The 19,508-nt window shown below is 41.0% G+C and carries 17 protein-coding genes; all 17 read right to left on the reverse strand.

Annotation, left to right across the window (positions count from 1 at the left end; all coding sequences use genetic code 11):
- Nucleotides 1-150: 150 nt before the first annotated feature.
- The 17 genes from DW005_RS09580 to DW005_RS09655 all read right to left on the reverse strand — a co-directional run bounded on the left by DW005_RS09580 (nucleotide 151) and on the right by DW005_RS09655 (nucleotide 19,337).
- Nucleotides 151-1,374, reverse strand: a complete 1,224-nt coding sequence (locus DW005_RS09580; RefSeq protein ID WP_117479126.1) for a M15 family metallopeptidase — start codon at nucleotides 1,372-1,374, stop codon at nucleotides 151-153.
- Nucleotides 1,375-1,404: 30 nt separating this feature from the next.
- Nucleotides 1,405-1,578: a DUF6472 family protein gene (locus DW005_RS13840; protein WP_022377152.1), complete on the reverse strand. Its 174-nt coding sequence runs from the start codon at nucleotides 1,576-1,578 to the stop codon at nucleotides 1,405-1,407.
- Nucleotides 1,562-2,695 carry a hypothetical protein gene (locus DW005_RS09585; protein ID WP_117479127.1) on the reverse strand — a complete coding sequence of 378 codons (1,134 nt, stop codon included), beginning with the start codon at nucleotides 2,693-2,695 and terminating at the stop codon, nucleotides 1,562-1,564. The genes DW005_RS13840 and DW005_RS09585 overlap by 17 nt, the downstream gene beginning before the upstream one ends.
- Complete coding sequence (locus DW005_RS09590) at nucleotides 2,692-3,918, reverse strand: ABC transporter permease (protein ID WP_181975014.1); 1,227 nt, start codon at nucleotides 3,916-3,918, stop codon at nucleotides 2,692-2,694. The genes DW005_RS09585 and DW005_RS09590 overlap by 4 nt, the downstream gene beginning before the upstream one ends.
- Nucleotides 3,869-5,419: a hypothetical protein gene (locus DW005_RS09595; protein ID WP_117479129.1), complete on the reverse strand. Its 1,551-nt coding sequence runs from the start codon at nucleotides 5,417-5,419 to the stop codon at nucleotides 3,869-3,871. The genes DW005_RS09590 and DW005_RS09595 overlap by 50 nt, the downstream gene beginning before the upstream one ends.
- A gap of 57 nt (nucleotides 5,420-5,476) precedes the next feature.
- On the reverse strand, nucleotides 5,477-6,148 hold the full coding sequence (locus DW005_RS09600) for an ATP-binding cassette domain-containing protein (RefSeq protein ID WP_181975015.1): 672 nt from the start codon (nucleotides 6,146-6,148) through the stop codon (nucleotides 5,477-5,479).
- Complete coding sequence (locus DW005_RS09605) at nucleotides 6,141-6,683, reverse strand: phosphatase PAP2 family protein (protein WP_181975016.1); 543 nt, start codon at nucleotides 6,681-6,683, stop codon at nucleotides 6,141-6,143. The genes DW005_RS09600 and DW005_RS09605 overlap by 8 nt, the downstream gene beginning before the upstream one ends.
- A gap of 11 nt (nucleotides 6,684-6,694) precedes the next feature.
- Nucleotides 6,695-7,969, reverse strand: a complete 1,275-nt coding sequence (locus tag DW005_RS09610) for a family 10 glycosylhydrolase (protein WP_117479132.1) — start codon at nucleotides 7,967-7,969, stop codon at nucleotides 6,695-6,697.
- A 1-nt stretch (nucleotide 7,970) separates the two neighbouring features.
- The gene (locus DW005_RS09615) at nucleotides 7,971-8,840 is read right to left on the reverse strand and encodes an AraC family transcriptional regulator (RefSeq protein ID WP_117479133.1); all 870 of its coding nucleotides are present in this window, start codon (nucleotides 8,838-8,840) and stop codon (nucleotides 7,971-7,973) included.
- 346 nt (nucleotides 8,841-9,186) lie between these two features.
- Nucleotides 9,187-10,359, reverse strand: coding sequence for an ATP-binding protein (locus DW005_RS09620; RefSeq protein ID WP_117479134.1), 1,173 nt, complete (start codon nucleotides 10,357-10,359; stop codon nucleotides 9,187-9,189).
- A 212-nt stretch (nucleotides 10,360-10,571) separates the two neighbouring features.
- Nucleotides 10,572-12,299 carry a [FeFe] hydrogenase, group A gene (locus DW005_RS09625; protein ID WP_117479135.1) on the reverse strand — a complete coding sequence of 576 codons (1,728 nt, stop codon included), beginning with the start codon at nucleotides 12,297-12,299 and terminating at the stop codon, nucleotides 10,572-10,574.
- Between the two features lie 2 nt (nucleotides 12,300-12,301).
- Nucleotides 12,302-14,191: an NADH-quinone oxidoreductase subunit NuoF gene (locus DW005_RS09630; RefSeq protein ID WP_117479136.1), complete on the reverse strand. Its 1,890-nt coding sequence runs from the start codon at nucleotides 14,189-14,191 to the stop codon at nucleotides 12,302-12,304.
- Complete coding sequence (locus DW005_RS09635; RefSeq protein WP_022377116.1) at nucleotides 14,181-14,666, reverse strand: NAD(P)H-dependent oxidoreductase subunit E; 486 nt, start codon at nucleotides 14,664-14,666, stop codon at nucleotides 14,181-14,183. The genes DW005_RS09630 and DW005_RS09635 overlap by 11 nt, the downstream gene beginning before the upstream one ends.
- Nucleotides 14,667-14,878: 212 nt before the next feature.
- Nucleotides 14,879-15,757, reverse strand: a complete 879-nt coding sequence (locus DW005_RS09640; RefSeq protein ID WP_022377115.1) for a carbohydrate ABC transporter permease — start codon at nucleotides 15,755-15,757, stop codon at nucleotides 14,879-14,881.
- Nucleotides 15,758-16,735, reverse strand: a complete 978-nt coding sequence (locus tag DW005_RS09645; protein WP_117479137.1) for a sugar ABC transporter permease — start codon at nucleotides 16,733-16,735, stop codon at nucleotides 15,758-15,760.
- An 87-nt stretch (nucleotides 16,736-16,822) separates the two neighbouring features.
- Complete coding sequence (locus DW005_RS09650) at nucleotides 16,823-18,223, reverse strand: carbohydrate ABC transporter substrate-binding protein (protein WP_117479138.1); 1,401 nt, start codon at nucleotides 18,221-18,223, stop codon at nucleotides 16,823-16,825.
- Nucleotides 18,224-18,326: 103 nt separating this feature from the next.
- The gene (locus DW005_RS09655; protein ID WP_117479139.1) at nucleotides 18,327-19,337 is read right to left on the reverse strand and encodes a LacI family DNA-binding transcriptional regulator; all 1,011 of its coding nucleotides are present in this window, start codon (nucleotides 19,335-19,337) and stop codon (nucleotides 18,327-18,329) included.
- Between the last annotated feature and the right edge of the window lie 171 nt (nucleotides 19,338-19,508).

Genomic DNA, 19,508 nt, shown 5'->3' on the forward strand with positions numbered 1-19,508 from the left:
CTTTGTGACTCGTGGGTTTTGAGTACGTCGGTATGAGGCACTGGTAGTTTCAGTGCCCATACCACTACGCACTCAATGAGCGGAAGCGCCCACGAGACGCAAAGTTCTTTTGTTAAATTACGGAAACTAAAATACTAACAAACATTTCATCTACTTCATATAAAAGTGCTGGTAATCTTTACAGTCTTCCCAGTCACCGCCCCACAAAAAGCCATTTCTCTTAAAGATTTTATATGCCATATCTTTTTTGTGAATCATTTTATCTTTATGCTCTCCCTTACACAAGGTTATATCACGTTCGAGATACTCGGTTGCATTTTTCGGGAAATAGCCATCCTCTCTGACATAGGGATTCATCAGCGGATTGATATCAATTGCCATACCAAGAGCGTGTTTTGACAGTTCGTCGCGCCCCTCAACCGTGCGGTAATTGAATGCCGATGTGTTATTTTCCTCCATGGACGCTTCATCGTCTCCATCAAAATCATCCACAAGGCGCACCCGCTCAATCGGATATTCCCATTTGTAAAGCTGGTAAAATGCCCGCATGACAGGATATGCAATTTTCTGATTTACCACCAGTTCACCTTCCTGAATCTGTCCCTTGAAATCATAATGGATAATTCGCACATAACGAAGCTCATCCAGCGAAATATCGGGATTTTCACGGTACGAAACTCCTATCATTTTTTCCTTTACATATTCCGGCAAAACGGCACTGTTAAAGCCCTCTTTGTAGACTTTGTAAGTTCCCACATATTTACGGGTCTGCACTAATTGATACAGATAAAATACCGCAAACAATAAAACAACAGCCTCGTAAACATGGCGAACCGAGCCAATTCCGACAAAAGTCAAAAGGAAAATAAAAATTCTTGCAAATACGGTAACCCACCAGCCAAACTGCATTCTCCGGTTGGTACTTACATTTGCCATGTCATCCGAAACATTTACCGTCACGTAAATCATGATATATTCCATCCAGATTTCAAATACAAATGCTAAGAAATATAAACTGAGGGCAGATAAAATCAAGGCTCCACCATTCACATAAAACGGAATGATGCGAAGGGCAACGGAACACCCTCCTGCCAGAATGGCTAACAGTGCACCAAACCAGAATTTTTTGTTATGCTTCACGAACATAAATGCACCAATCAGCACAAGTAAACAACCAATAACGTCAGGCAGTATGTCCACCTGTAAATTATGTCCTAAAATATTCTGCGTTACATACTGCTGTATTCTTGGGTGGATATCAATTCCATGATAAAGCCCTGTCGGCTGTATAAAATCCGGATATGAAATACCGCTGCCCACCATAAAATCAACGCCGGTAAACAACAATCCAATTGCGATTAATACGATTGCCATAGTTACGCCTCCTAACAATTCATTTACCAATTAATTCTGCTTTCTCACTATTTTGTATTCATCATCCGTCTGATAATATGGACAGGATTGATACGATGAACCTAAAAATCTTGCCATTTCATCTTCGTCCAAATTGACATCACACTCTGCATAGCCATCATCGTCATAAACGTAAAAGGCACAAAACTCACAATTCGTAACCATAACAATCTCTCCTTCTTCTCCATATGTTAACTAAAAAAAGCAAGGTACCAACGAAAATCAATTCAAAAATCTGCCACACGCCACCAAACGCTGCATTCAAAAAGTAATACGGCAGACAAAAATATGACAATACATGCGCCCACGGAATCAGCACCGACAAATTCAAAAATACCGGTGTAAACAATACGCTGATACACAAGTAAAACAACGCAAAGAGCCAAATGACACCTTCTTTTACCCGAATTGCAGATAGTAAATTACAAAACAGTACCACTATTATATCATAAATCAGTAGAGAAGCAATTTCTTTTATTGTTAAAAACGAAACTCCGCATAAAATCTCGGACAAAATTCCTGATATTGTCATCAGAACCACCGGCACCGCAATCGAAAAAAGCGACATCTCTCTGCGCCATTTTCCAGTAACTGCAAAAGGAATCTGTCTCCCACAATCTTTTCGATAAAGAGCAAGCCCACAGAATCCGGCAAGCAAAATCAAAAAAGCCACACCACCATGTAACGGTGCCAAAAGATAGTCTCCCATCTGTTTTTTTGCAAAGTTCTGCTTGTTTATTTCCATCGTAAATGTTTGCTGCTTTTCCAAATTATCCTTATATTTTTGCGAAATCTCCCCTTTTTGAATCTCATGTGATTCAAAAAGCCCGGATTGTGCGATGTAATCCTCCAGCATCTGTCTACCGTACACACGGAATACACTACTTATCACCGCCTCTCTCGCAATCAAATAAAATGCATTTCCTCCACAGCGGTATTGCGTAATGCATTTTTCATACCGTCCATTTTCATATTGCTTTTTAAGTGTATCCGGAAACACATAACCACACGTCAAATCTCCCTTTCGGATTTTTTGAATCATGTCCTTTTCGGAAGATATTTCACAAAACGTAATCATACCGGTTTTACTAAGAAGTTCCTCCTGAATTTCCCGAACAAACACATTGTCTTTGTCTGCCACAATTCCCACTTTAACTTTTGTAGACTTTTGATGTACCGCATAGGAATATAAATAAGTAAAAAAAGGCAGGGCAATCAGCAGAAACAAAAAGAATTTCTGGCACAAAAAGCGTTTGGTATATTTTTTCATCCATATTCTCATGCGATGCCACCCCTCTTTCTCTTCATGCGCCACAAGGCAAGACAAAAGAAGCAGACTCCATACATAAGTACATAAATAAGCGATGATGAAAAAATCTGTCCTTTCATTTCTGCATGCAGCAAATCAACAAAAACTCCTCCCGGCAGTATTTTCCCAATGCTTACAAGAATTTTGGGCAGCATGTAGTCCGGAAATGCACCGCCAAGCAGCACAAACTGCACCACAGCAAATACAAAGAGAAACAGTATCTGTCCGGCATTTGCCCTGCCGCACGGAACGACACAGGCAAACAGACAAGCCGCGCAAAAACTACCAAAGACAATCCCGCACATATTAAGCATTGTCACCTTTACCCCTAAAAGGGCTGCAAATCCGTAAAATCCGGCAGTCATACAGATAAACAAAACACCGCCATTTAACAAAACATCAAAAAAAAGCGTATCCACCGGGTTTATTTTCTTTCCTTTCAATAAGCCAAGCAATAACGCTGTCGGACGCTCCCGCAGAGAAATCAAAATCGCCCCCATAAGAGTCAAAAGTGTCACCATAATTCCAAGAAAAATACGCGTAGTATCATTCATTCCGGAAGCTGATTTTATTGTTTTCTCGTGAAACAAAGTTTCCTGCCGCAGCACAAAACGAATATAATTGCGGTTCATATCCATCGCCACAGTCTTCATACTTCCCTGTCTGCCATACTTTGCGTATAACTGATATGCTGCATAGTCACCGGCTTTTGCTGTCAACACAAAAGAAACTGCCGAATCCATCAGTTCCTCCATCAATGCACTTTCAATTGTGGGTGTTTTAGCCGTTGTTATATGGACGGAGGTTTTTTCGTTCCGATATATTTTCTCCAATAAATTTTCCGGCAGCGTAACATAAGCCGCCACCTTTCCTTCATCCAACTGCTCTTTTGCCTCTGTCTCACTCAGCTCCCGGAACACACATAAGGCTTTCGTGTCTGCCATATTGCTGACATACTCAAGTAACCCTCGCTCCATAAACCCTTTTTCCGGCACAACAACTCCAATATGTATTTTACTGTTTTCCGAAATTGCAGACAAACAAACAAAAAATACAGTCAAAAGAACCGCCATAGACAAGAAAATGACAGGGAGGACCATAACGGTCCTCTTTGCCATTTTCTTAAGATAACATATTTTGTATGAATTACAAAGTGTCATTTTCATCCTCATAACTGTCTGTATAACTGTCATCATCGCTACCATCATAACTGTCGGTAGTTAAAGAAGTATCCGCATCACTCAATCCTAATGGATTTGATGAAGATGGACTGAACAAGGAACTGATATCACTAATTCCCCATTTACCTAAAATGTTCTGTAAATTAGTCATCACATCACTCTGATACTGAGTCAAAGTTGACTGTAGGGTGTCGGCTGTCACAACCTGTTCTTCACCGGCAGGCATTTTTACTTCACCGTCAAGAGCAGCAAATGAGTATTCCATTCCAAAGGTATTCGTGCCTGTTTCGCTCTGGTCAACCGATACATCTTTAAAATCAAGGGTAATACTCTTACCTTTTTCTAAGTTTTTCACACTTCCGCTGCATGACATTTTCACCTCATCGGAATTATACGATTTTACGGAAGCAGACATTGTAAGTGCATTATTATTCTTCGTGTCAAGGGATTCTTTTACTTCTGTTGAAGCAATTTCCGTACCCATGCTCGAAACAACCATTTTAATTGTATCTTCGCATACATCACCTTTTTTACCCTGAAGGTTATACGTAACTGTTCCAATAGAAGAACCATTCTGTGCCAAGGACAACTCAACATTTGCTGTATTCTGGGCATCGTTATCTACAAATGCACCACGAATATCTAATTTAACTCCGGCAACCGTCACAGAGGTTTTAAATCCTGTCAAGTTACCGTCCGTGCCCTCTACCGTCACAATAATATCCTGTGTGTAAGATGTAATCTGTGGAACAATCATACCAACGCCACTGGCAATCGTTCCTTTGGACATACCAAGTTTTTCTTCAATCTTACCGAGTGTCTCTGACTGGCTGCTTACATAATCACGGAATTTATTTACAAACTCATCCAGTGAAACTTTTGTAATCTTAATCTGATAACCATTATCTGCCTTTTCACATTCTGTGCTGTCATACAAGGCATCTCCCTGCTCTTCTAAGAAATCAGAAAATGTTTCCTGCAAATCCGGAAGCACTGCTAAAACAGCTGAAATACTATTCAGGGCTTCCTGACTCTCATTATCGGATGCTGTAATGCTGAATGTTTTGTTTGGAATCAGCTCCGGCAGAGAAAATGCTGCTTTCTTTTCCTCTAATGAGCCATAGGCTTCTGCTGATAACTGGCTTCCGTCTTTGGAAAGGGCAATCTTTGCGGATGCTTTTTTGTTATTTACATCCAGTGATAAACCGGCACCCATTTCCATACCGGACAAATCAACGGAAGAATCTGATGACTGGATATCTTTTATTTTGTAGTTGATATCCATTCCTTTTTCTAACATAGCCTTTGACAATTCATCAAGTCCAAGCTGCTTGCTCACTGCTGACTGTGTCATCTTTTCCGGCGCCTGTTTCAAAAGGTCAAATGCCTTCTCCTTTGTCGAACCAAATAGTGTACCGGTAGCTGCCAGCACAATTCCGGTTGTCACGACTCCGACAACAACAACGATTGCAATAATTAACGCAATCAGTTTCCCCTTACTCTTCTTCTTTTCCATTTTTTCCTCCATTTCCCTACATAGGTAGGCTCCTTTTTTGAATTGTTTCTATGATAATCAGCCTTGAATCCATTCCGTGAGTTCAAAACCGTTTATCTCTTTATCCAATGTGACAGTACAACCATCACGGATTCCATATAAAGAATCGCAAAACGTGATTTCAGACATCTCATGAGATGTTATTATAACACTTTTTCCTTTCCTTGTAAAATCCTTTATCAATCGAAGGATTTCGTTCTTCGCCATTAAATCCAATGCTGCTCCCGGCTCATCCATTACTAAAACATCCGGGTCACCAGCCAGTGCACAACAGATACTGAGTCTTTTTTTCATGCCTCCGGATAACTTTTTAACCGGTTTTTTATAGATTTTATGCATACCAAAATAAAATAACCACCCATCTTCCAAATCTTTCTGCAAACTTGCTTTATCATTTGCATACCATAATTCCAAATTGTCTTTTACTGTTAAATCTTCAAATAACGGATTTTCCTGTGGCACATAGCCGACATGCTCCGAAAGAAATGTTCCATCCACCGCTTTTCCATTCCACAAAATAGTCCCTGCATCCGGCTTCAGTGCACCAACTATAATTTTTAAAAGCGTCGATTTTCCGGCTCCATTGGCACCCACAAAGCATACACTCTCTCCGTCTTTTACAGTAATTGAAACATCTCGTAAAACTTCATTTTTTCGATAAGATTTTTGTAATTTTTCCAGTTCAAGCACGGCTTCTTTCCTCCCATTTTTTTCTGCCTTTTGTGGCAATCCAATAAGCAAAAAAACCAAGAATCAGACCAAAGAGCATCCCCGCCAGTACATCTGTTGGATAATGCACATAAAAATACAATCTTGTACAGCCCATAATAAAAGCGAACAAAAGAGCTGCCACACCCATTTTTCGATGATTCATAAAGATTGCCATTGCCGCTGCAAAGGAGGAAAGGGCATGTCCGGATGGAAATGAATAATCTTTTGGATTTTGAATCAGCAGATTAACCAACGAATTCCGCCAGCACGGTCTCGGTCTTGCCACCAATGGTTTTAAAGTCACATTTCCAACAAGAAGGGAAAATAACAACGCAAGTAAAACCGATATGCCAACCCATCGCGTCTTTTTATAAGCAATGAGACAAAGTCCCAAAGCAATCCAGATTAAACCGCCCTCTCCAAGGAATGTGATTGCCTTGAACAAAACAGTTAAAAACTCATTCTGTATTGACTGAAACCAATTAAGAATTACGCTGTCAAACCAAGCTACCAAAATGCTCTCCTTTACTTTCTTTTCTTCTTCACAATAATTTTACACGATTTTTTCATCGTGCCATAAGTCGCATAAATGCGGACTGTTCCTTTTTTCTTTGCCTTTACAATCCCCTTTTTCGATACACTGGCAATCTTTTTATTGGATGATTTCCACTTAATTTTACCATGTAGGTTTGCCGGCCAGAACGATGCCTTCAACCGATATTTTTTACCGGTGCGAAGGGTTTTCTTTTTCTTATTCAGCGTTATTTTACCGATTGCTTTATAATATTTTTTCAGTTCTTTCGCTGCCCCCGAACGAATCAAGTCCTTGTAAGCAAAAAATACATACCCTTCTGTATTACCACTTCGAATCAGGCGAATCTGTGAGGCAATGTTGCCGGATGATTTCTTCCAGCCCGGATCTTCTTTTAATGAATAGCCGGTCTTATAAAGGGCAAGCCCTACATACATTGGTACGTCACGTTTGTTAATTTCACGCCACTTTGCCAGACGCTCATTAAACAATGCTGTTTTTTTACCGCTCATAATATAGTTATTCGACCAATAAATCTGCGGAATTATATAATCCACATAACCGCTTTGAGAAAGCCACATCCTGACATCCGCCCCGATTTTTTCACAATATGTAATATCACCGGCAGGGCTGATACCAAACTTCAACGATTTCTTTTTCTGCTTTACCGTCTGATAAACTTTCCGAACCATCACATTTACATTTTGACGCCGTGTTGCAGCCGGCACCTTCTTGTATTTTTTTATATTGGTCGGATAAAAATAATCATCAAAGTGAATGCCATCCACTGCATACCGGTTAATAATTTCCTTTACCTGGTTGACAATTCGTGCTGTTGTCGTTTCACTTGCCGGGTCAAGAATTTTCGTCGACGAAACCCGGTACGGATTCATCCATGCATGAATTTTTAATTTGTGTGAATGCGCAAGAGAAACCAATATTTTCAAAGGATCATACTCCGGTGCTTTTCCATCCGAAGATATGTACTTACTAAATCCTGCCACAGAAGACGGATAGATTGCATCATCATAAGCCCTTACATGAAAATAAACGGTATTGCATCCGTTCGCCCGAATTGTTGCAAATATTTTATTGGCATTGGCACGAAACTGCGCCTCTGTTTTATCTTTCAAACCAAGTTCCTCGAACTCAAAGCAGGACACCCAGACACCTTTAGTCTGCAAAGAACCCGCCTGCGCTTTGTTTCCGTTTCCCAAACTTAAACAAAGTGCCATAAACAAAATAAGCAAAAAACTATAATGTTTCACGTTATTTTATCTCCTTTCCATTCTCTTTTTGCGCCTGTCTTTTGTAGTAAACAGGGGCAATTCCATAATATTTCTTGAATAATTTACTAAAATAATACACATCTTCATATCCCACAGCCAGCGATACATTGCGCACACTTCCGCAATTTTCTTTTTCTAATATTTCCTTTGCCTTTTCCAGCCGGATTTTTATCAAATACCGAATCGGCGACTCTCCCGTCTCTTCTTTGAAAATCTTTGAAATATATACCGGACTCAAATACATATTCGCCGCAATCTGGTCAAGTGAAATATGAGAAGCATAGTTCTCATTCATGTACGCAATAATTCGTTTTACCACGTAGCCCTTACTGCGGGATTCAAAAACAAATCCATGATTTTCCTGCTTTTCTTCACCATGTATCTGCCTGAGAATCAATACTAACATCTGCACCATATAGGCTTTTATCATGAAATACTGCCCATTCTGCTGGATTTTGGTTTCGGAAATCATTGTCTGCACCAACTGGTTTAAGTCCTGCTTCAACTCTGCCTTGCACCGCAGCACCGGTGCTCCATCCGGCAAAATTAACGACTGTGGCGGCATATCCTGGAAATGAAAATTACTTAATCCGATATACACTTCAATGGGCGGTTTTTCCCCTTTTCGCAGTTCAAAACGATGCACAAGCCCCGGATTTCCCACTAACAAATCCCCCGGCTGCAATAAATATTCTTTTCCTTCTATGTAGTATCTTGCCTTCCCCGACAAAATATAAGTCAGTTCCAAATAGTCATGGCTATGGTCCTCCCCACTGACCTCCGGCACCTTTTTCCCAATATATAAAAGATGGGGATTAAAATCTCCATACGACAGATGGTCAAACTGCATCTTAAATCTCCTTCTCTCCTAGAGTGCTTTTATGCAAAATATTTTACTATGTTTGCCTGGAAAAGTAAAGGGGAAGGAGGTGGTGTTAATTTTTTTGGTTCCATAAATAAGTAGAAAGGCTTTGCGTCTCGTGGGCACTCCCGTTCATTGAGTACGTAGCGGTATGGGCACTGAAACTACCAGTGCCACATACCGACGTACTCAAAACCCACGAGTCACAAAGTCTTTCTACTGATTTACTGGAATCCTAAAAGATTAGCAACTGTCCTCATCCCACCACACCTGACAAAAGTGTTCGATATTGACCAGTAAATGACCACTTTTTTATAAAATGACCAGTAAATGGTCACTTTTTGACCACTTTTTCACCGCAAATACTATATCGAACACTTGCTCCTTTTCCGTTTTTTACGATATAGCCCTTCTCTACCATCTCATCAATCACCTTTCTAGCGGAAGTTCTTGACTTATATCCACACACTTCTGCCGCCTTTCCTGTACTTATGCTGCCACGTTCAAAAATATAGTGCAGAATGGCTTCTTCTTTTTCACTCAACAATGACATTTTTTGTTCTAACGTTTGTTCTTCCACGCGCAAATCTGCTGCCCCCGGAATATATACAACCTGTCCAACTTCTAACTTTAAAGTGACACGGTCTGCGCGAACCGAAAAATCAAATTCAGGTTTTTTCCAGTTCTGCTCTTTCCATGCAGTCATAATCTTATCAACTCCACTGCCGGCACGCTCACCAACATTGACAAACCCAAACATCTTCAAAATATTCGGGTTTCTAGGATCGCTATTTCCTCCCGCATAAAATTCCTCTTTTGTGATTCGTATGGTTCCCGGATTTGAAATCGTTATCTCTTTTCCCTTCTTAACGACAACCACACCTCGTCTTTCGTAATAATTGGAATGTGCCAAAGCATTTGCCACAGCCTCTCCTAATGCCGCATGCACATCTACACGATCCACCCGGTATCCATCCTTGCGGTTTACAAAAGGTACTGCAATATCATCATCGATCCGATTAATTACTTTATAGTAAAAATCATAAAGATTACCGCTCCAATCTCCTTCATCAGAATGTGTCCGAAACAACCATCTAACAGATTTATCCTCACTTTCTTCGCGATAGTCTAAAAAATAATTTGGAAATACTTCTGTTATCCGATAAGCATCTCCAAAAAACAACAAGCCTGCGATAGTTGGAGACAGTTCCCCTTTATTATTTTTGGCAACGGCCCGCAGTTTCATTAAAAATTCATCGTTTTCAAGTAAATTCCACGGATGTCCTTGATGCAATTGTTCAAATACAATCCGATATCCCTTGATAGTATCTGTATTCAACGCATCCAACGCCATATTATCTAATACTTCGGTATCTGTTCCACCATCTGTATTTGCAAAAGAGGAATATGTCTCCCATATACTTACCGGAAGACCATTTGCAGCAAGTTTACACTCATACTCATGGTTTTCCTTCAGTTCCAACTGATTTAATATCTCCTGTTTCACAATGTCCGCCTCCAATCAACTACTATCCCCTTATATCTTTACCAACAAATCCGCTCATAAAACCAACTTAGTAATTCAAATAATAAATTTACAATATGATAATTATACTACCACATAACAAAATGTGAATCAACGACAAAAGCCCATCCGCAAGAGACAAACATTATCCTCTCTCAAGACGAATGGGCTTTTTCTATTTCCTTACTTTTTCCTTACTCTTCCGCTTTCAAATAATTTACATGCAGAAGTTCGTGGCTTCTTCCTTTCAAGACTCCATTTTCGTAGAGCTGGCTCACGACCGGATTTTCGCCGGAGCGTTTAATAATCGCAGATTTGTCTGCTTTATACATTCCGGTAGAGCGTTCCTGTTTGACGGACTGATAGCCAAATGGCTGACCGGCACCGCCGATACATCCATATGGACACGCCATAACCTCAACAAAATCAAAATGTTCTTCACCGGAACGAATCTTTTCAATCAGGTTATCCGCATTTCCAAGACCGTTTACAACGCCGATTCGCAGTGTTTTTTCGCCGATTTCAACCTCTGCCACTTTGACGCCTTCGAGGCCACGGATACCAGTATACTCTAACTGGCGCATCGTCTCATTGTCCTGTGCTGCCACATGACGGAGTGCTGCTTCTGTTACACCACCGGTTACGCCGAAAATAACGCCTGCTCCGGAGTAAATGCTAAACGGCATATCCGGCGCACTCGGCTCGATTTCATCAAACTGGATTCCCAACTCTTTAATCATAAGAATCAGTTCTTTGGTTGTGATTACATAATCCACATCCGGCACATCATTTCGCTTAAATTCGTCTCTGGCCGCCTCATATTTCTTTGCCACACATGGCATAACCGCAACCGATACTGTCTCTAGACCGGATTCTTTATCTGCCGGTTTATAGTATTCTTTAATTACCGCACCAAACATTTCCATTGGCGACTTGCATGTAGAAACGTAAGGAAGCATGTCACGGTGTTTTGTCTCCACAAAGCGGACCCAGCCCGGACAGCAGGAAGTAAATAATGGATATTTATTTCCGTTTGGATATGTATTTTCGCCATTTTCCAATTTGCGTACAAGCTCTGCTGCCTCTTCCACAATTGTTAAATCAGCTGCTACACTTGTGTCGAACACAGTATCAAATCCACACATACGAAGTGCGGTATAAATTTTACCAATTGAGTTTTTGCCTGGTTTTAAGCCAAACTCTTCGCCAATCGCAACACGAACCGCTGGTGCAACCTGTGCAACAACACGCTTATTCGGAGCATACAAAGCCTGCCAAACTTGTTTTAAATCTTTCTTTATGGTAATTGCCGCCGTCGGACAAACGGCTGCACACTGTCCGCAGTTGACACAATCTGTCTCAGCAATTTTTCGGTTAAATGCCGGTGTGACAACCATATTGGCACCACGGTTTGCAAAATCAATTGCTCCCACATGCTGCACTTCGTTACACATACGCACACAGTCACCACATAAAATACATTTGCTTGGGTCGCGCACAATTGAAAGCGAAGAATCGTCAATCATCCGCTCCGGATGCGTATTCGGAAATCTCACATCCGTCAGACGGAAGCGGGCAGCTAACATCTGCAAACGGCAGTTTCCATTTTTCTCACATACGGTACAATCTCTGCAATGAGATGCCAGTAAAAGTTCCAGAATCATCTTACGGTAATCATGCAGACGACCGGTATTTGTTTTAATTACCATTTTATTTTTCGGCGGCGTCGAACAGGAAGCAATAATACCTCCTCTCTCATCTTCTACCACACACATACGGCAGGCACCATAAATGGACATATCCGAATAATAACAAAAAGTCGGTACATGAATCCCCACTTTATGAATGACCTGCAAAATATTTTTTTCATCCGTAAACTCGGCACGAATGCCGTCAATTATCATATATTTTTTCTCAGCCATTGTTACACCTCCTTCACTGCACCAAAGTTACATCCATCTTTACATGCACCGCATTTAATACATTTTGTCGTGTCAATCACATGCGGCTCTTTTACGTTTCCGGAAATTGCACCTACCGGACACATTCTTGCACATTTGGTACAGCCCTTACAAAGTTCAGGGTCAATCTGAAGGCTTGTCAATGCTTTACACTGGCCTGCCGGACATTTTTTATCCACTACATGAGCAATGTATTCGTCACGGAAATACTTAAGCGTTGATACAACCGGTGAAGCGGCTGTTTTACCGAGACCACAAAGTGCCGTTGCCGAAACGGTCTCCGCCAATGTTTCCAACAACTCTATATGCTCCATCGTTCCGCGCCCCTCGGTGATATCCGTAAGCAGTTCAAGCATACGCTTTGTTCCCTCACGGCACGGCACACATTTACCACAAGATTCATTCTGGGTAAAATTCATAAAGAAACGTGCCACTTCAACCATGCAACTCTTATCATTCATAACAACAAGGCCGCCGGAACCAATCATGGCACCTACTTTTTTCAGCGAATCAAAATCCAGTTTCATATCCAAATGATCTTCTGTCGCACTGATACACAGACATCCGCCGGATGGTCCGCCAATCTGAACCGCTTTAAAAGCACCACCTTTGACACCGCCGCCAATATCAAAAATAACTTCACGCAGCGTCGTTCCCATTGGCACCTCAATCAACCCAGTATTCTGTACATTGCCGGTAAGGGCAAATGCTTTCGTGCCATGGTTGTTTGCCGGACCATAGCCCTGATACCATTTCGCACCATTTAACAGAATCGGCGGTACATTACAAAATGTTTCAACATTATTTAAAACTGTTGGCTTGTCAAACAAACCATGCTCTACCGTTCTTGGTGGTTTCACGCGCGGCATACCGCGGTTTCCTTCAATTGATGTTGTCAGCGCACTTCCCTCACCACAGACAAATGCACCGGCTCCCTGGCTGATATGTAAATCAAAATCAAAACCGGAACCCAAAATATCTTTTCCTAACAGTCCGCGGTCCATTGCCTTATCAATAGCTGTCTGAAGTCTCTCAACGGCAAGCGGATACTCTGCACGCACATAAATGTAGCCGTGATGCGCACCCGTCGCAATCGCAGCAATCAGCATACCTTCAATCACACGATGCGGCTCACCTTCCATCATGGAACGATCCATAAAGGCCCCCGGGTCACCCTCGTCACCGTTACAAACAATATATTTTTCTTCTTCCTTCTGGTCTAACACCTGCTGCCATTTTCTTCCTGCAGGGAATCCACCGCCTCCGCGTCCACGCAGGCAGGACTCCGTAATCTCATCGACAATGCCCTGAGGCGTCATATCAAATAAAGCTTTTGCCACGGCACTATAGCCGCCAAGAGCCAAATACTCAGCAATACTTTCCGCATTAATATGTCCGCAGTACTCAAGCGCAATACGAGTCTGCTGCTTGTAAAACGGAATATCCTCCTGTTTCACATATGGATTTCCCTCCTGGTCTTTGTACACCAAACGGTCAATAACTTCGTCTCCAATAATGGATTTTTCGATAATTTCTTCGCAATCATCAAGACTCACTTTTATGTACAGCCATCCCATCGGCTCGATACGAAGAAGCGGTCCCATCTCACAAAAACCGTGACAGCCGCTCTTTTTTAATCCAATGCTGTCTCCATGCGGATCTTTTTCCAGAACAAGAGCACATTTCAATCCTTTGCCCTCAATGATATCTTTCATTTTTGCGTAAATCTCTAATGAGCCTCCGGCTACGCAGCCGGTTCCGGCACAAATCAGGATTTGTTTTCTCTGACTGTTTAAAGAAGCACGATATTCCTCTTGCTTCGCAATCAGTTCCTCACGATTCTTAATTTTCATTCGCTGCCTCCTCCTTTAACTGCTTAATAAGTTCCCGCGCCTTTTCAGGTGTCATGGATGGATGCACATGGTCATTTACCGTACATACCGGTGCCAGACCACAGGCTCCCAGACAAGATACCGTTTCAACAGTAAAAAGCATATCATCAGAAGTTGGCTTTTCTTGTGTAACCCCAAGCGTTTTACGAAACTCTTCCAAAATCGGCACTGATTTTCGTACGTGGCATGCTGTACCGTCACATATTTTAATGACAAATTTACCCTTTGGTTCCAAAGAAAAGTTCTCATAAAATGTCGCTACCCCATAAATCTTCGCCTCACTCATCTTCAACTCTTTGGCAATATAACATAATGCCTCTTCCGGAAGATAGTGATACTCTTTCTGAACGTCCTGCATAATCGCAATCACAAGATTGCTTTTATACTCATGTTTTTTCAGAATTTCGTCCAGTTTTTGTTGCTGCTGTTCGTTCACATTCCTTCTCCTTTCGGCTAAAAAAAAATTGTTGGTATTCTCATTTCCCAATAATTATACCTACTGATAAATTTTATCATTCTTTAACAAAATAGTAAAGTTTTTTATCATAAAATAAAATCGATGCGATACAGAGAACTCATACAAAAATTCTATATCGCACCGATCCTACTTTTATTTCTACGCAAGCACTTTTTGTTTTCTGATTGTCATCAACCCTTTACAGAGCCAAGGGCAACACCACGAATAATAAATTTTGACAGACACAAGTATACAACAATCAACGGAATAATTGCGAAACCAAGTATCATATAAATCTCGCCCAAATCCGTCAGATAAGCTTCTGCCTGCAAACTTGCCACAACCAATGGAAGTGTAGCATTTTCACTACTGTTATCCATCAATAACTGTGGCAGGAAATAGTTATTCCAAGAAGCAACAAATTGAAAAATCATCTGCACCGCCAATGCCGGTTTCAAAATCGGCATAACGACAAAGTTAAAGATGTAAAATTCATGTCCACCGTCAATTCGACCGGCTTCCACAATTTCAAGTGGCAGTGAACTCTCCATATACTGTTTGATAAAGAAGAATACTGCCGGAGATGCCAAGGTAGGGAAAATCAAAGGAATAAATGAATCTTTAATTCCCCATGCATCCATCATTTCCACAAAACCGAGTGCAGAAACCTGTGTCGGCACCATAAGGATAACCATGATGAACACAAATGCTGCCTTTTTTAAGCGGAAATTGTAAGCATATAATCCGTAAGCAGTAAGTGTCGCAATATACACACTGGTAACACATGAAATCACTGCTACAATTAATGAGTTAAACATCGAATGCAGAACCGCTACTTTTGTCTCGTTAATTGCATTCGTAAAGTTTCTGACAAAATCACCGCCCGGAAGCAGGCTAAATGTCGTTTTTAATGTCGATGTATCTTTTGTTGTATTTACCAAGAGCATAACAAACGGAAAGATACAGATAATACATACCAATATCAAAACAATATAGGCAACCGTTCGACGAAAGACAAGCATACGGTGACCGCGGATTTCGTCCGCTGACAAATTTGCATATTTTGCCATTTACTGCACCCCCTTTGCCTGTTTTCTGGCTTTTCGTTCTGCTTTTTTACGAGCCTTTATTTCCTTATCCTCATCACTTTGCATGATACGGAACATAAAGATTCCAATCAGACCGGCAGCCAAGAACAATACAACGGATTCAGCACCGGCAACACCCATGTCACCCTGTGATGAGTTGATTCTCGTACTGATATCCATAACAACAGTCGAAGCCACGCCATTTGTACCACCACGGTTTACAATCAGGTTCGGAATATCGAACAACTGCAAACCACCAATCATGGAAGTAATCATAACGTACAACATAATTGGTTTCAGCATCGGCATGGTAATCCGTCGAAACTGCTGTTTCGCACTCGCACCATCAATTGCAGACGCTTCATAAAGAGCTGGGTCAATTCCCATAATACCTGCCATCAGAAGGATGGTCGTATTACCCGTCCACATCAGGAAGTTGATAAAGGCAATGATTAAACGAATGCCCCACTCATTTTCCAAAAAGTGAATGGACGTTCCTAATATATGATTGATTGGTCCGGTTACTGCAAATAGTTTACCAAACAATACTGCTATGGATGAGGCCATCAGCATATTCGGTAAATACAAAATAACCTTAACCGCACCAGTACCTTTCAATTTTAATCGAATGTCAGTAAACCAAGATGCAAAAAGCAATGATACAATAATCTGCGGAATAAATCCAAGCAGCCACAATAACATCGTATTACCAAAATATTTTACAATATCATATTTGGTAAAAAGGTCGATATAATTTTCAAACCCGGCAAACTCAAATACACTATTTAGGAAAATATCCGTTTTGTCATGAAAAAAGCTTCGATAAAATGTTGCAATCAACGGATATAACTGAAATATACCATAGCAAATGAAAAACGGAAGGATAAAAATCAGGCCCCATTTGCCATACTTTAATTTGTGCGGACGTTTATACGCCGTCACATCTTTCTTTCCAGCCATAAAATCCCCCTTACCTTTTGATAAAAATGGCGGGACAGGGGCACCCCGTCCCGCCAGAAAACTAATTCGTTTCTAAGCTGTTACCCATTATTTTTTCAAATCCGGATAACTCTTGATTACCTCGTTCTTGAAGTTGTCAATTGCTTTCTCTTTGCTTACTTTACCCTGATAGTAATCTTTCATCTTAGCCATCAAGCTTTCGATGTACATCTGGTCATAAGGAGATACGTTGCTGCAATTGATGTTGTCAGCTGCTGAACTTAAAGCTTTTACAAGAGACTGTCCACCAAGGAAGTCAGATGTTACATTTTCCTCTTCCAGCTTTTTGTTTGCTGCCTTGTTGTTTACGAAGTCTGAAGTGTCTTTGCTGATGTTGAACATGATGTCTTTGTCACAGCAGAGTTTCTTCATGATGTCTGCAACCAATTTTGCATTATCTGTTCCAGCTGCTCCACAGATGAAGGAACCGCCCCAGTTGAATGACTGTGGTCCGGTTACTACAGCCCAGTCACCGTAACTTCCGCCCGGTGTAAAGGTACCGTCATCATTTTTCTTAGCACCGGATCCTTCTGCCATGGAGAAGTTAATGCCCCATGCAGGCATGAAGTAACCAAATACTTTACTATCTTTGCCCATGTCAGCAGTCCACTCTTCAGCCCAAAGGCTTGTTCCGTTGTTGTAACCTTTGTCAGTATACTCTTTTGTTGTGTCAATCCATTTTTCGATGGATGGGTCAATCTGGATAACACCTTCATCATTTACACATTTCTGGCTTACGTTGTTTGAGTATACACGAAGTGCATCATCATAACCGGAAAGCATCTTGTATCCTTTGCCCTTCAAAGTCTCAGCTGCTGCTGCGAACTTATCCCAGTCAGATACCTGCTCCTGAATCTTTTCGATATCATCTGTTCCAAATACTTCTTTTGCGATAGAACGACGATAAACAAATCCACCAGGACATCCCTGCCATGAAACAGCACGAAGAGTACCATCACTCTTTGTAGCAGCCTGTTTTGTGTAATCATACATCTGGCTCAAATCATCATCGGTAAGTCCAAGTGATTTAATATCAAGAGCCATGTCTGTATTCGTGTACTTGTTTACATAATCCATCTCGCAGAGGAACATATCAATTTTGTCATCTGCACTTGCGCTGTCCTGTTTTTTCAAAGCAGCATCCAGTTTCTTCTGATAAACACCACCTTCGTTTGTGTTTGTCACGAATTTAACTTTTACATCACCGATACTCTGTGTATCTTTGTTGTAATCCGGATAATACTTTTCAAAACGCTCTTTGAACTCTGTGTTCCAAACATAAATGTTAAGAACTTTTCCGCCACCATCAGCTACGGTTTCCACTTTTGCTGAATCGTTGCTCTTTGATGAATTACTTGCATCCTTGTTGCTGTCACTTCCGCCACATCCGGTAATTGAACCAACTACCATAGCCATAGACAATGCCAGCGCTAACCATTTTTTCCTCATAAATCAATACCCTCCTAAAATAATAATTTTTTTAATTCTTCCACAAATTTCTTCATGAAAGTTGTGAACAGTTTCGTGTCATTCCTTTAAGGAATAACTTTTATTATTTCATCGAAAGAACTGAACATCCTCGTATTAATTCTCCTTGTACATCAAGTCTTTCAACAAGTGCCAGTTCCGGCTGTTCAATCAGCTCTACCAACTTTGCTGCTGCGACTTCCCCGATTTGTTCTGTATTCTGCCGGTAAGTCGTTATCTTCGGCTCAATCACGCGGGCAATTCTTTGTCCGTCATAACCGGCTACTGAGATATCATTAGGAATCGAAAGTCCTTTGCTTCGAATCACATTAATACCTCCGATACAGGAAAAATCATCCGGATAAATAATACAAGTAGGTCCATCTTCCAATGATAATAATTCTTGAGTAATTTTTGCCGATACATCCGGCGCATGGTAAATACCTTCCCGGATATACCTGTCTTCGGTTTCTATCCCATACTTTTTCATCGTCCGCAAAAAACTTCCGATACGGCTTCTTGTAACAAAAGAATCCGCGCCGTGGATATAAGCAATTTTCTTATGTCCACATTGTATAATGTAAGAAACCAATTGTTCCATTCCTCTAATGTTGTCCGACATAACACATGCCTTGTCATTAAATATATAATCGATTGTCACAACCGGTATACCACTTTGAAGCAATTCTTTTACTTCTTCCGCTTCAAAATCCACACAAGCAACAATCACACCATCGACTCCGCGATATTTGCTATGTTCACTATAGGACAATTCACTCTTTCCCACATGCCTTCCCAAAAAAGTTATATCATATCCCTTTTCTTCCACTCCCTGTCGGAAGCTGTCAAGCACCGGAGAAAAATAGGAATGGGTCAAACCACTTCGCGCTTCATCCGCAAATAACACTCCAATGTTATAAGTACGGTTTGTCTTCAGTGCACGAGCGGATGAGTTTGGTACATAGCCCATCTTCTTAGCCACCTCAAGCACCCGTTCTTTTGTCGAAGTACTTATATCAGTGCGTCCATTCAATGCTTTGCTTACTGTCGCAATCGATACACCGCATGTCTCTGAGATGTCTTTCATTGATACCATGAGCATTCCTCGTTTTCCGTAATCGTTTTCGTAAGTCTACTGTACCACACTTTTCACAAAGAGTCAATACTAATTTAATTTTTTTTGTTAGAATTGCACAAATATCTTGCTTGCATTTCCCTTCGACTTCCTATATAATGAAATTATCACGAAATCGTTTTCGTAACGCCC

The organism is Clostridium sp. AF36-4 (assembly GCF_003435975.1).
GTDB lineage: Bacteria > Bacillota > Clostridia > Lachnospirales > Lachnospiraceae > Eubacterium_F.